At 68.7% G+C, this 12,981-nt stretch carries 10 protein-coding genes; 2 read left to right on the top strand and 8 right to left on the bottom strand.

What is annotated here, in order from left to right; genetic code table 11:
• A partial coding sequence (locus tag K2R93_20510) for a hypothetical protein (protein ID MBY0492234.1) occupies window positions 1–540 on the bottom strand: 540 nt, incomplete at its 3' end.
• A gap of 68 nt (window positions 541–608) precedes the next feature.
• Here K2R93_20510 and K2R93_20505 point away from each other — a divergent pair.
• A complete protein-coding gene (locus tag K2R93_20505; GenBank protein MBY0492233.1) occupies window positions 609–1,415 on the top strand; it encodes an alpha/beta fold hydrolase in 807 nt (268 codons plus the stop codon).
• Between the two features lie 6 nt (window positions 1,416–1,421).
• Here K2R93_20505 and K2R93_20500 read toward each other — a convergent pair whose 3' ends face one another.
• From K2R93_20500 to K2R93_20470, 7 genes are all read right to left on the bottom strand, one after another.
• Window positions 1,422–1,796 (bottom strand): hypothetical protein, encoded by a 375-nt coding sequence (locus tag K2R93_20500; GenBank protein ID MBY0492232.1) that lies wholly within the window; start codon window positions 1,794–1,796, stop codon window positions 1,422–1,424.
• A gap of 26 nt (window positions 1,797–1,822) precedes the next feature.
• Complete coding sequence (locus K2R93_20495; protein MBY0492231.1) at window positions 1,823–3,685, bottom strand: glycoside hydrolase family 3 protein; 1,863 nt, start codon at window positions 3,683–3,685, stop codon at window positions 1,823–1,825.
• Window positions 3,686–3,775: 90 nt separating this feature from the next.
• Window positions 3,776–4,978 carry an LssY C-terminal domain-containing protein gene (locus K2R93_20490; GenBank protein MBY0492230.1) on the bottom strand — a complete coding sequence of 401 codons (1,203 nt, stop codon included), beginning with the start codon at window positions 4,976–4,978 and terminating at the stop codon, window positions 3,776–3,778.
• A 4-nt stretch (window positions 4,979–4,982) separates the two neighbouring features.
• Window positions 4,983–8,132: an efflux RND transporter permease subunit gene (locus K2R93_20485; GenBank protein ID MBY0492229.1), complete on the bottom strand. Its 3,150-nt coding sequence runs from the start codon at window positions 8,130–8,132 to the stop codon at window positions 4,983–4,985.
• Between the two features lie 163 nt (window positions 8,133–8,295).
• On the bottom strand, window positions 8,296–10,206 hold the full coding sequence (locus K2R93_20480) for a Xaa-Pro dipeptidyl-peptidase (protein MBY0492228.1): 1,911 nt from the start codon (window positions 10,204–10,206) through the stop codon (window positions 8,296–8,298).
• 57 nt (window positions 10,207–10,263) lie between these two features.
• Window positions 10,264–10,566, bottom strand: coding sequence for a hypothetical protein (locus K2R93_20475; protein MBY0492227.1), 303 nt, complete (start codon window positions 10,564–10,566; stop codon window positions 10,264–10,266).
• A gap of 146 nt (window positions 10,567–10,712) precedes the next feature.
• Complete coding sequence (locus tag K2R93_20470) at window positions 10,713–11,267, bottom strand: hypothetical protein (protein ID MBY0492226.1); 555 nt, start codon at window positions 11,265–11,267, stop codon at window positions 10,713–10,715.
• Between the two features lie 226 nt (window positions 11,268–11,493).
• On the opposite strand from K2R93_20470, the gene K2R93_20465 reads away from it, so the two are divergent.
• Complete coding sequence (locus K2R93_20465) at window positions 11,494–12,825, top strand: NAD(P)H-dependent oxidoreductase (GenBank protein ID MBY0492225.1); 1,332 nt, start codon at window positions 11,494–11,496, stop codon at window positions 12,823–12,825.
• The last annotated feature ends 156 nt before the right edge of the window (window positions 12,826–12,981 follow it).

Below are 12,981 nucleotides of genomic sequence, written 5' to 3'. Positions count from 1 at the left end.
CGCGGGCGCCGCCGGCACGGTGTTGAACTCCCGGATGACCGGCGGCGCCTTGGGGGGCTCCTCGCGGGACGGCGGCGGGTCGCGGCGCGGCCGCGGCGAGACGTAGGTGGCCTTGCTGGGGCCCCGTCCGACGGCGGTCGCATCGAACCCGGCTACCGGCTCGGCCGCCGGCGGCTCCGTGCGCGGGGGTTCCGTGCGCGGGGGTTCCGTGCGCGGGGGTTCCGTGCGCGGGGGCGCGACGGCCGGCGAGTCGGTTGGGGTAATGACCGTCTTGATCACCGGCATCGACCCGGGCGGGGTCCGGGGCGCCCGGAAGGGGACGACCGGCGGCATCCGGTCCGACGCATCGTCCGAGATGGCCGGACGGCTTTGCGGCGGGGTGAACCGCTCCCCGGGCTGGATCCCGCCGAACAGCGGGAGCGGGGCATCCGACGCCTTCTCGGCCGACGGGTCGCGCTGGGTCCACCAGTACACCACGAGCACCACCACCACGATCACGGCGGCAAGGATCGCCAGAAGCCGGGTCAGTTCGGGGGTCATGAGCGATGGTGGCCGGGTAACCAGAAGTCAGTCATTCTGCGGGACAGCAGCAGGAATCTATTGATCCAATGCGGCGACCGTCAGCACTGGCGTTTCCGTTGGCGCCGATGTTCGATGGTCTCTCCCGCGACGGTTCGTCTTCCCTCCACGTCACACTTGTGCCCCCCTCGCTGATCCTCGTGCACGGTGCCCTGGGGAGCGCCCAGCAGCTCGCCCCACTGGCCGATGCGCTGCGCACGCTCCTCGACACCGGTGTGGTCGTGCTGGAGCTCCCCGGACACGGCGAGACCCCGGCGGCAGACTCCGAGTTCCGCATGGCGGCGTTTGCGGCCTGCCTTACCGCGCGTGCCGACGCTGTCCGTGAGGCCGACGGCGCCGGCCCGCTGGTCTTCGGCTACTCGATGGGTGGCTACGCCGCCCTGCTGGCCGAGGCCACGACGCCGGGCACGTTCGGCGGGATCCTGACCTACGGCACCATGTTCGCGTGGACGCCGGACGTGGCCGCCTCGGCCGCGGCCCGACTCGATGCCACGGTCATGGCCGCGAAGGTCCCGAGCTTTGCCGAGGTGCTGCGCCAGCGCCATGCGGGGGCCGGCGGCTGGGAGCGGATGCTGTCGCGCACGGCGTCGCTGCTGCGGGCGCTTGGCGACGCGCCGCCCCTCACTCCAGCGGTCTTGGGGCAGGTCCGCTGCCCGGTGCAGCTCCTGGTGGGGGAGCGCGATGACACCGTGACCTGGGAGCAGACGGCCGCGATCGCGGCGGCGCTGCCGAAGGGGACCGCCTCGCCCGTGCCGGGGGCGCCGCACCCCATCGAGAAGGTGCCCGTCAGCGCCCTCGCGCTGGCGCTGACGGAGCTGCGACAGGCCGTCGCGTAGCGGGCGCTACTTCTTCCGTTCGCCGGTGAAGGACGCGCTGCCCTGCCCGGCGAAGTCCACCTCGCCCTTGAGATGGTCGGCATCCACGATGGTGCCCTTGAACGCGAGCGTGGTACCACCGCTCGTGTTCACATCGAACGCGACCGCGTTGCCCTTCACGATGCCCTTGAAGTTGAGCAGCCCCATGCGCGACGACTCGTAGGTGCCGGTGAGCGAGTCGCCCTTCTGCTTGAAGGTGACCGTGGGCGTTCCGGTGCCGTTCTCGGTGACGACGGCAAAGGTCCAGGTGCCGGTGAGGTCCACGGCGATGCGCTGCGCCACGAGGGCGGCAGCAGGCAACGCGAAGGCGATGACGGCGGCGAGAAGGGGCGTGCGACGCATGGTTCGTGCAGGTGAGAGAGGAGGCATCAACGTGAGAGACCATCGCCGAACTTGGCGACGCCCGGGATGGTGATCGGGAGCTTGCCGGTGATCGGTGCCTTGCCGAGCAGCGCGCGCGCCGCGGCGCGCTGGGACGGTGTCCACGGGCTCCAGGCGATCAGATGCGCTTCGGTAAGCGGCAAGCCGAGTTGCAGATAGGGATTGTTGAAGCTGGCCAACACGACCTTGGTACCCGACGCGCGCAGCCCGTCGAGCAACTCCGGCAGCCCCTTGGTGGGGACCATGCTGGCGGTACTGCTCGACGCGCCCACATAGCTGGAGACGATCACGACGTCGGCGCCGCGTGCCAGATTAAGCGCGTTCTCCACCGACGCCGGCAGCAGCGCCGGATCGGGGCTCGCCCGGTACGCCCCCGTGCCGCCCGCCGCCGCGCCGGCCGTCACTTCGGCCACGATCTCAGGACTCAACTGCAGCGAGAGCAGGTTGCGATAGGTGCTGCGCAATTCGGCATCGAACGCCCGGCCGGCCCCCAGATCCACGCGCGGGCTCACGGTGATGCTGACCACCTTGGCATCTCGCCCGAACTTGAACGGCACGAGACTCAGCGAGTCACGGACCAGCGTGATCGACCGCTCCGAGAGGCGGTTCGCGCTGGCGACATTCGCCGCCGTACCGACCGTGGTGCGCAACGCCTCGACGTCCACAAAGCGGTCCTTGTCGAGCCCGAATTCATGCTTGGCCATGAGCAGCTTCTTCACCGATGCGTCCAGCCGGGCCTCCTTGAGGCGCCCCGAGGCGACGGCATCCACCATGGCTTGAATGGAGACCCGCGCGTCGGATGGCATCAACAGCACATCGTTGCCCGCCTCAATTGCCTTGAGCGTGGCCTCCTGCATCGTCATGCTGCCCAGGACGCCGTTCATGTCGAGCGCGTCGGTCACGAGCAGGCCATTGAAGTGCATATCGCGGCGCAGCAGGTCGGTCATGACCTTGGCACTCAGCGTCGCCGCGGTGTGCGTCGTGTCGAGCGCGGGGAGGTCGCCATGGAAGGTCATCATGCCGCGCAGCCCGATATCGATGGCGCTCTGGAACGGCTTGAGCTCCACACTGTCGAGGCGCGCGCGCGACACGTTCACCTTCGACAGTTCGAGATGCGAGTTCTGTTCGGTATCACCGTGACCGGGGAAATGCTTGCCCGTGGCGAGCATGCCGTTCTGCTGAATGCCGCGCACGAGATTGCGCCCCATCATGGCCACCAGCGTGGGATCTTCGCCCACCGAACGTGCGCTGATGACCGGGTTCTTCGGATTGTTGTTGACATCCAGCACGGGCGCGAACGCCATGTGGATGCCCATCGCGCGTCCTTCCTGCGCGGTGACGCGCCCCATCTCGTACGCGAGCATCGTGTCGCGTGCCGCGCCGAGTGCCATCTGGTATGGGAACGCCGTGGCCCCACCGAGCTCGATGGCATTCGGCAGGAACCAACCTCCGCGCGCCCGGAACGCCGCCCCCGTCTCGAGGTCGGCACTGACCAGCAAGGGCAGACGCGCGGCGCGCTGGAGGGCATTCACCTTCACCGCGATATCCGTCGGCCCGCCCACGGACACGATCACCCCACCGAGTTCGAGCTCGCGGACAAGCTTCTCGGTACCCGCGAACGAAGCGCCCTCGACGGCCGGGAAGTCGCCGAGTGTCCAGACCCAGATGAGCTGCGCGGCCTTCTGCCGCACGGACAGCGTCTTGAGCACCGAGTCGGCCCAGCGTTCGTCGGCGGCCGCATCGCGCGCGCGCACGACGCTGCGGGCAACGGGACTGGGGGCGGACGTGCCGGACGTCGCCGGGGCGGCAGCGGCGCAGCCAGCCACCAGCAGCGCCGCAAAGGGAGTCACGCGAGAAAAGGGTCGGGAGGCCATGCCTGAATACTAATTCGCCGGCGGGGCCGCACCCGCCGGCCGCACCCGCCGGCCGCCCAGGCCGCCTCAGCGGGGGAGCCGCACGACCGCAATGGCACCATCGCTCTCGATGGTCCCCTGCTTGGGCACATCGATGACCCAGCTCAGCGTGGCCCCGGGGACGCCCCACCGCAGATCCCGCACAATCACGTCCCGCTCGCCATCGATCCGCGGATCGATCCGATGGGTGAGGTTGCGGTGCACCTTGGAGACGGTCATCCCGATGTCGTGCGTGCCCGCCGCGAGCCAGAGCGTATCGCCCTCGAACTGCGTCGCGGCCCGCCAGATGCGCACGTGGTGCCGTTGCGTGAAGGTGTCGGTGACGTGCTGAAAGATCAGATCGGGCGGGCGACCATCAAGCGTTTGAGCCGACACCGGCTGATGCACATAGCCCCGCCCCGCCGCACTCCGCAGAAACGTTTCCAGATCGGCATGCGTGGACATCCGCTCGGGGATATCCCACCCCGCCGCCGCGAACGCCGCTTCCACCTGCGCGGTACTGCCCACCAGCACGACATTGATCCAGTCACCCGCCGCGCGGGCACCGGCCGTCAGCGCCCGCCGCGGCAGCCGCTCCCGCAGCAGCCCGCTGAGTTGCGGATCGGCGTTGTGACGCGGCTGCGGCGCGGCCACCAGCGGCGCGCCCTCGATCGCCCGAATGCGGACGAACAGATCACTGCCCGCGGGCAGGGCAATGCGGCGGTCGCGCAGGTGGGTGACGCCGCGCGCCGCCACCAGCGCCAACGTGGCCGCCGCCGGCATGAGCGGCTCCATGGCGGTGAGCACCCAGGTTCGGGGATCACGCCAGAACGCGATCGCCCGCTGGCCGACGATCCAACCAGTGCTGTCAACCGACTCCCGCGCATCATCCACACCACTCACCTGCGCGGTGACGCCCGCACAGCGCGCCGCGCAGAGGGAATCCCACTGGACGCGCAACCGATGACGGCTGCCGTGCTCATGCCGCACATCGACCGCCACCAGGCGACCGTGCCACACCGCCCCGGCCGGCCAGTCATGGCCGTCGGCCGTGCGGAGCGGTGCCAGCAGCGAGGCGTGCACGGCCCGCCCCACGTGCGCCGGATCGCTGCTGACCGACTGCAGCAGCCGCACGCTTACCACAGGATCTGCAACCGACACGCGCCGGGCGGGCGCGCCAGCCGTGATCACGAGCAGAGGAATCCCCAGCAGCGGGATGCCCAGCAGCCAACGCGAGCGCCCGACGCGCACTGGTTTACGCGGGCTCCGCGGTGATGGGCTCCCCGTGCGCCGGGGCGGCCGAGTCACGCCGCATCCCGACCAGTCGCAGCACGCGCTCGCGCCACCCATCGAGAATCTCATACACGGTGGGAATCACGAAGAGCGTGAGCAGCGTGGAGGTGATCGTCCCGCCAATGACCGCGCGACCGAGCGGCGCGCGGAAGTCGGCGCCCTCGCCCAACCCCAGCGCCACCGGAATCATGCCGGCGATCAGCGCGAGCGTCGTCATGAGAATGGGGCGCAAGCGAATCGCTCCGGCCTCGATCAGGGCCTCGCGCAGCGGCAGCCCCTTCTCCTCGCGCGTCCACTTGGCGAAGTCGATGAGAAGAATGGCGTTCTTGGCCACGATGCCCATGAGCAGGATCACCCCGATCAGACTCATGATGTTGAGCGTATCGCCGGTGATCAGCAGCGCGAGCACCACGCCGATGAGCGAGAGCGGCAGCGACATCAGAATCGCCAGCGGATCGAGGAAGCTGCCGAACTGCACGACGAGAATGAGGTACATCAGCAGCACGGCGATGCCGAGCGCCGCGCCGATGCTGCCGAACACTTCGGTCTGGCTCTTGAGCTGCCCGCCTTCGGTGATGCGATAGCCCTCCGGCAATCGCAGGCTGGTCAGCTTGGCATTGAGCGTCTGCTTGACGGTGCCCAACGACTGCTCGAGGTTCGCCCCGATGGTGACAGAGCGCTCGCGCTGATAGTGCTGAATCTGCGCCGGTCCGACGCCGGTCGAGATCGTGGCGATCTGCGACAGCGGGACCGTGACGGGCGCACCGGTCCCCTGCGCGGGGAGCACGAGCGGCAGGTTCGCCAGGTCGGCGGCGTTCTCGCGGGACTCGGCGGGGAGTCGCACACGCACATACCGCGTCTCACCGGCGGGATCGATCCAATTGCCGGCATCGACGCCGGCAAACGCCGGCCGGAGCGCGTTCGCGACCTGCCCCACGCTCACCCCCATTGTTCCGGCGAGCCCGCGGTTGAGCGCCACGCGCAACTCCGGCTTGGTGCCGCGGCTCGACAGCCCGACTTCCACGGCGCCCGGCGTCTGCTTCATGTACGACGCCACCGAATCCGCATACGCCGACAGGACCAGCGGATCGTTCCCCTGCAGCAGCAGCTGCAACGGCTTCTGCCCACCCATCGGCCCGCTGGCCTCGAGCAGATACGCGGTGACCGTACCGATCTGCCGCAATTCGCGCCGGATCCGCTCGCCGAGCGCCTTTTGGGAGATATGGCGGGCCTTCTTGGGCGCGAGCCGCACATAGATCTGCGCCGCATCCACCGCCCCGGTGCCACCGGCCGCGCCCACGGTCACATACGTGTAGCGCACTTCCGGATGGTTGGTGCGTACCATGGCGGCGATCTGCTCGGCCTGCGTGCGCGTGAACTCCAAACTCGATCCGGCCGGCGGCTCGACGGTGATGGAGAGTTCGCTGCGATCGGAATCGGGGGTGAAGCCCACGCCTCCAAAGCGCACCTGCAGCGCGACGGCCAGCACGAGTGAGCCGACGGCCACCGCGATCATGGTGTACCGATGATCCAGCGCCCAGGCCACGCCACCACGATACCGCTGCGCCTGCCGATCGAACCACACATTGAAGCGATCGAGCAGCCGCGTGATCCACACCCGCTTCTCGGGGGGCACGTGCGGATCGGGCCAGTACGCCGAGAGCATCGGATCGAGCGAAAAGCTCACGAACAACGACACCAGCACGGCAAAGGCAATGGTCAGCGCAAATGGCTTGAACCACTGCCCGGCGAATCCACTCATGAAGCCGACGGGCACGAAGACGGCGACGATGGAGAAGGTCGTGGCCGCCACGGCCAGCCCGATCTCATCGGTGCCCTCGCGCGACGCGGTGTAGTGATCCTTCCCCATCTCCACATGGCGCACGATGTTCTCGCGCACCACGATGGCGTCATCGATCAGGATGCCGATCGCCAGCGACAGCCCCAGCAGCGACATCGTGTTGAGCGTGAACCCGGCCATCCAGAGCGGCACGAACGCCGCCAGCGCGCTCACCGGCAGCGCGAGCCCGGTGATCACCGTAGACCGCCACGAGTTGAGGAAGAGGAACACGACCAGCACCGTGAGCAGCGCCCCCTCGACCAGCGTGGTCTGCACATCGTCCACGCTGCGCTTCACGCGCTCCCCAGCGTTGCGCACCACCTGCAGCTCCACGCCGGGGGGCAGCAGCTTGGTGAGCCGCGGCAGGAGATCGGTGATCCCGAACGCCACCTGCGTGGTGCTGTAGCCCTTCGACTTCACGATATCGAGACCGATCGCCTCGGCGCCGTTGTACAGCGCCGCGGAACGACGCTCGGCGGTGCCGCGCTCAACCGTGGCGACCTGCCCAAGCGGCACCACCGTGCCGTTCCGCGCAGCAACGCTCAACTGCGCGAACTCCTCCGGCTGCTCGATGCGACCGGCCAGACGGATCGCCCGCTCGCGCTCGGCGCCGGTAATGCGCCCGACCGGTGCTGCGAGATTCTGCGCGCGCACCGCATTGACGACCTGATCCACGCCCACACCGCTCGCGGCCAGGCGGGCCGGATCGAGAATGATGTTGAGCGTGGCGCTGTCCGCACCGGCGATGTTGACTTGCGCCACGCCGGGCACGCTGCGGATCTCACTGCCGATGACCCGGTCCGCCAACTCCGTCAGCTGCGCCGGCGAGCGGGTCTTGGACGTCAGCGCCAGTGACAGGATCGGCTGCGAAGCGGGATCGAAGCGCTGGACGATCGGTTCGACGATCTCCTGCGGCAGCTGCGCCCGCACCGCCGAGATCGCGTCGCGCACATCCTGCGTCGCCTGATCGGTGGGCTTGGAGAAGACGAACATCACCGTGATCTGCCCGAAGCCGTCGCTGCTGGTGGACATCAGCTGATCGATGCCGCTGATGCCGGCGATCCGATCTTCGAGGCGATCGATCACCTCGCGTTCGACCTGATCGGGCGATGCGCCGGGGTAGGCAATCCCCACCACCACGATCGGCGCGTCGACATCGGGAAACTCGTCCGTCTGCAGGCGCGACAGGGCCGCGAACCCGAAGACAACCAGCGCGAGCATCACGACGACGGTGATGATCGGCCGCTTGATGGCAAAGTCGGAGATGAACATGTCACTGGATCAACGCACGAGGGGAGGCGAGCGTCAATCGGGGCTTCCTTTCTTAACTGATCAGTGGGGGGTTGGGCGTTCTAGGGTTCGGGGTTTGTGGGTTGAGAACCCGTTAACCCCGAACCCTACAACCCCGAACCCCAAACTGATCGGTTCAGAACCCTTACTTGAGCGCTCCCGCCCCTCCCACCACCGGCAGCGTCACCGTCGTCTTGTCCAGATCAACGGTGAGCACCGTCCCCGGCTTCGGGTGGAGCGTGAAATCCTTGTCGCTGGAAAAGATCATGAACCCGATCCGCTTGCCGGCGGGGACGATCTGATCATCGGGCTCGAGATCGAAGGTCACGGTGACCGGCTTACCGGCCACGAGCGGTTCCGTCACCCGGAGCGACTTGGCGTTCGCGGGGTCGGCCCAGCCGCGCGTGATGATGCCGGCCTGGTTGTTGTTCCCCTGCCCCGCCGGCCATGGGAGCTCGACCATCCAGACCGTGAGGTTGGCGGCCGGCTTGTTCGACGCCAGCGTGATGCTCACCCGCGTGGTGCCGGAGAGGTGCACGGGTTGCGTCAGGACCGGCGTCGCGAAGAGCAGGCGGTTCCCTGAAGTCGCCGCCAGCGCGAGTGCACCCCCGCTGACGCTCGCGTCGTCGGCGAGCGACTCCGATCCCTGACCACCGGGCGCCTTGGTGCTCAGCGTGCCCAGTGCGTTGCCCCCCTTGCCGGGATAGAGCGTCACGGGCGCCGCACCCGGCACCGGAAAGTCGGCGTAGGGCGTGGGCTGCTGCCGGTTCTGCCCCTCGCGCACAATGAACGCCTTTGGATCCTTCTCCACCCCGTTGTTCACGCCGAGCAGATAGCGCGTGAACCACCGGTTCATCATGGCCATTGGCGGGTCGCCGCCGTGGCCGCCCTGATGCCAGTACTGCTGCACCGGCACGCCGTTCGCCTTCACCGCCTCGACCATCAGCTGCGTGTGGCTCGGCATCACGTTCCAGTCGTTGAAGCCGTGCGCCGTCAGCATCGCGGCCTTGATGCCCTTGGCCTGCAGGATGTAGTCGCGATTGGTCCAGAAGTCGCTCAGGTCGCCGGTGCGGCGATCGATGCCGGCACGAATGATCTGATCGCGCACCCGCTCGTTGCACACAGCGCGCTTGGCCGGATCGCCACTCTGCACGAAGTCATAGAGGACGTCGACATCCTCGCCGAGGTAGCCGCCAGGGCTCCGCACGAGGCCGTTGGCGCGATAGTAGCGATAGTAGGAATTGTTCGGCGAGACGGGGATGATGGCCTCGAGCCCCTTCACCCCGGTGGTCGCCGCCGCGATGGGCAGCGTCCCGTTGAAGCTCGTGCCCGTCATGCCGACCTTGCCGGTCGCCCACGTGGCCTTCACTTCGACGGTGCCGTCGATCGTGGTGTAGCCTTTCGCGCGGCCGTTGAGCCAATCGATGACGGCCTTGGGCGCGAGCGACTCGTTCATGCCGCCGATGGTGATGCACCCCTGGCTGAGCCCCGTCCCCGGCGACTCGCTATGGATGACCGCGAAGCCGCGCGGGACCCACTCGCGCACCTTGCTCGCGGCGATCATCCGCCGATTCGGCTGGAACGTGACGCCCTTGCCCAGCGTGCGCGGTGGTGGCGGATCGCCCAACTCCTGCTCGACCGGCCAGAAGACCGGATCGCTGCCGAGCGTACCGGCGAAGTACGGACTCGTTTCGTAGACCACCGGCACCTTGAGGCCGGTCGTGGTCGGCCCCGGGCGCGTCACGTCCACGTGGACGCGATCCTTCTTGCCGTCGTAGTCCGAATCGACCTCGGTCTCGACCCAGAGGTGCTCACGCAACCACTGCGACGTATCGGCGAAGGCGGCGACGACCTGGGACTGGCCATCAACAATCACGTAGGGCGCCGGGAGCGCGGCCCCCGATGGCGGGGTCGGCGTGGTGGACGGGGTCCGGCAGGCCGTCACGAATACGAGGGGGATCGCCACCGGCAGCAGCTGCCGGAGGGCGAACCGGTGCGGCGTCCGCCGGCAGGTCGGGGCGGAGCGCAAAGCGGAGGCACAAAGCGTCAGAGACATCCCCGAAGTTCGGCCCGGGTCGCGCTGACCGCCAGTGCGCGCGCGCCGCACGAGCGCCTAGAGCGCGCGCACCACGGCGCCCGGTCTGGCGGCCCGTTCGGGAGGCGCCGGCCGCAAGGCCCGCTGCACCTCGCGCCAGCGAAAGACGTGGCGCGCGGTGCGGAGCGTGTCCGGCAAGCCGGGATGGCGCGCGAAGAGTGCCACCACCCGCGGCTGCCGGTCCAACCACCGCGGATCCTCAAGCAGCCGCGGATTGGCGATCAGTTCCTCGTCGATGGCCGGATGGCCGTCGAGCAGCGCGTGGAACGCGCGCAAGGCCGCGCGTTCGGCGTCGGTGTGCGGATCAACGTGCAGCGGCATGAGTCCCTCGGCGGACGGGGGCAGGATCTGAGCAGGCGGCGCGACCATCGCGCCCTTGTGTTCAGAGTACGCCGTCCCCGCCGCCAGGTTCGCAGCGGAGCCGTTACGATCGTGCTAGGCTCCGGCGCGAGGGCTCGGTGCCATGGCTACCGCGACACGTCGTGCGACAGCGCCGCATAGGGCGCGGTGATCGTCTCCGCCGTCAGGTACGGACGCTTCTTCCGCAGCGTCTTGAGTTCAGGCACCATCACCTCGGCGGCCGGGTCATCGAAGAACCGCGGGTTCTCGGCGAGTTTCCGATCGAGCGCCGGGGTTTTCTCGCAGAGCGCTTCGAGCGCGGCGAGGTCGCGCCGGACGTCCGGCAGCATCTGCTGCCGCTGCTGCTCACGCCACATCACGAAATCCGGGCGCTGATGCAGCGCGTCCCTGACCTCGGGATGCGCCGCCACGAACGCGGCCGCCAACGGATGGCGCGTCAGCCACTGCGGCGAATCGAAGGCGGTGACGTTGGCGATGAGCGCGTCATCGGTGGCCGGATGCCAGTCCAGGAACGCATCGAGCTGTTTGAGCACCGGCAGCGTCGGCGGATCGAGCTGCGTCTGCGTGGGGGTGATCTGTGCGGTGGCCGTCGCCGGCGCGGCGCACAGGACCGTCAACACAACGAGCGGCGCGACCAATCCGGTCGCAAAGCGGCGAAACATGATGACCTCCAGCGACCGTGGGTCGCACATGGAAGAAACGCGATGACGAGAAAACGCATCGGCATATGCGAGTACGCCTCGCCCTCGCGAGTGTTTGCCTTGTACGATGTTACGATCGTGCTACGATGCCGTCAGGGATTCGCTGTCACGCACCACGGCGTCGCATGACAGCATGGAGGACGCGTGCGATGTCTCGCGTCGCGCCTGGCCTTCAGCGTACCCGCCGATGTCTGTGCTGCTGCTCAACGGGGCCCTCGGCCCCGACCCGCTCCTCGACGATCTGGCCGCGCGTCTGCGTCATGACTTCGAAGTCCGCGGCGCGACCGTGGAGACCGTGTTGCTCCGCATCGAGTCGATCGCGTGGTGTCAGGGCTGCTTCGCCTGTTGGACGCACACGCCCGGCACCTGCAAGATCCACGACGTCGGGCGAGACCTGGCGCGCGACTTCGCGCAGGCCGACACGGTGGTGCTGCTCACGCCGTCACGGTTCGGCAGCTATTCCTCGGAGAGCAAGAAGCTCCTCGATCGCACGATGAGCATGCTGCTGCCATTCTTCCGGCGCCTCGATGGTGAGACCCATCATCGCCCCCGGTACGAGACCCGCCCGCGCTTCGGCGTCCTCGCGGTGCTCGAGCACGCCGACTTCGACGACGCCGCGACCCTGCGCGTCCTCGCGGAGCGCAACGCGGTGAATTTCGCCGCCCCGGCGCATCACACCGAGGTCATCAGCCGGCATCAGTCGCACGGCGTGGCGCTCGCCGCCTGTGACCGTCTGGTTGACACGCTCTCCGCCACGCCCAGCCCCCGGGCACCGGCGCGACATCCCGATGCGCTCCTGCCGGCCATGGCCCGGCGCGCCGCCGCAGCGCCGCCCCGCGAAGCGCTGGTGCTGGTGGGCAGCGCCAAGCCCCGTGGCGAAAGCACGTCCGAAGCACTCGGGATGGAGCTGCTCGAGCGACTGGCGCTTCAGGGCGTGAACGGCCGGATCGCGCACGTGCACCGCGACGCCAACGACCCGCGCAGCCTCGCCACGCTGGTCGCCTCGGTGCGCTCCGTGGATCTGCTCGTGCTGGCAACGCCGGTGTACATCGACGCCTTGCCATGGCTCATGACGCGCGCGCTGGAAGCGATCGCCGATGACCGCCGCGGCCTTTTCGACCCGCCCCCGCTCGCCGTGGCGATGATCGCCAATTGCGGGTTCCCCGAAGCCCGCCACTGCGCCGTCGCGCGGACAATCGGCGCGTTGTTCGCGCGCGATGCGCTCGCCACCTGGGCCGGCGCGCTCCAGCTCGGCGGCGGCGAACTCATGCACGGCCGCGCGCTCCCCGAGGCCGGACACCTGCTGGCCCGCCTCGCGCCCGCTCTCGATCGCGCCGCCCGTGCGCTCGCCGCCGGCGACCGACTCGGCGATGACGAGATCCTCGCCTTCCAGGACCCCCTCGTGCCCAGGCTCGCCTACACCGCCGTGGACGGCGCGGGCTGGCTGTGGACGGCGGCGCATGAGGGGGCGGTTTTGCGGTTGTGGGAGAGACCGGACCGGCAAAAAGCGTATACGTGAAGCGTATACGTACGGCGTATACGTGGGGCGTATACGTGGGGCGTATACGTGGGGCGTATACGTGGGGCGTATACGTGGGGCGTATACGTGGGGTGGAGTTGACCCGATTTCGTGGACTAGTTCCTCACCCTAGGTTGGAGCGGGAGGCAGTTCATG

The organism is Gemmatimonadaceae bacterium, assembly GCA_019752115.1.
In the GTDB taxonomy this organism is placed as follows: Bacteria; Gemmatimonadota; Gemmatimonadetes; order Gemmatimonadales; family Gemmatimonadaceae; genus Gemmatimonas.
This window is presented reverse-complemented; position numbering and strand designations above follow the sequence as displayed.

Bases quoted from the DNA above. Each gene is read 5' to 3' on its own strand.
- K2R93_20505 (MBY0492233.1), top strand. From the start codon at position 609: ATGCGGCGACCGTCAGCACTGGCGTTTCCGTTGGCGCCGATGTTCGAT.
- K2R93_20500 (MBY0492232.1), bottom strand. From the start codon at position 1,796: ATGCGTCGCACGCCCCTTCTCGCCGCCGTCATCGCCTTCGCGTTGCCT.
- K2R93_20485 (MBY0492229.1), bottom strand. From the start codon at position 8,132: ATGTTCATCTCCGACTTTGCCATCAAGCGGCCGATCATCACCGTCGTC.
- K2R93_20480 (MBY0492228.1), bottom strand. From the start codon at position 10,206: ATGTCTCTGACGCTTTGTGCCTCCGCTTTGCGCTCCGCCCCGACCTGC.
- K2R93_20475 (MBY0492227.1), bottom strand. From the start codon at position 10,566: ATGCCGCTGCACGTTGATCCGCACACCGACGCCGAACGCGCGGCCTTG.
- K2R93_20470 (MBY0492226.1), bottom strand. From the start codon at position 11,267: ATGTTTCGCCGCTTTGCGACCGGATTGGTCGCGCCGCTCGTTGTGTTG.
- K2R93_20465 (MBY0492225.1), top strand. From the start codon at position 11,494: ATGTCTGTGCTGCTGCTCAACGGGGCCCTCGGCCCCGACCCGCTCCTC.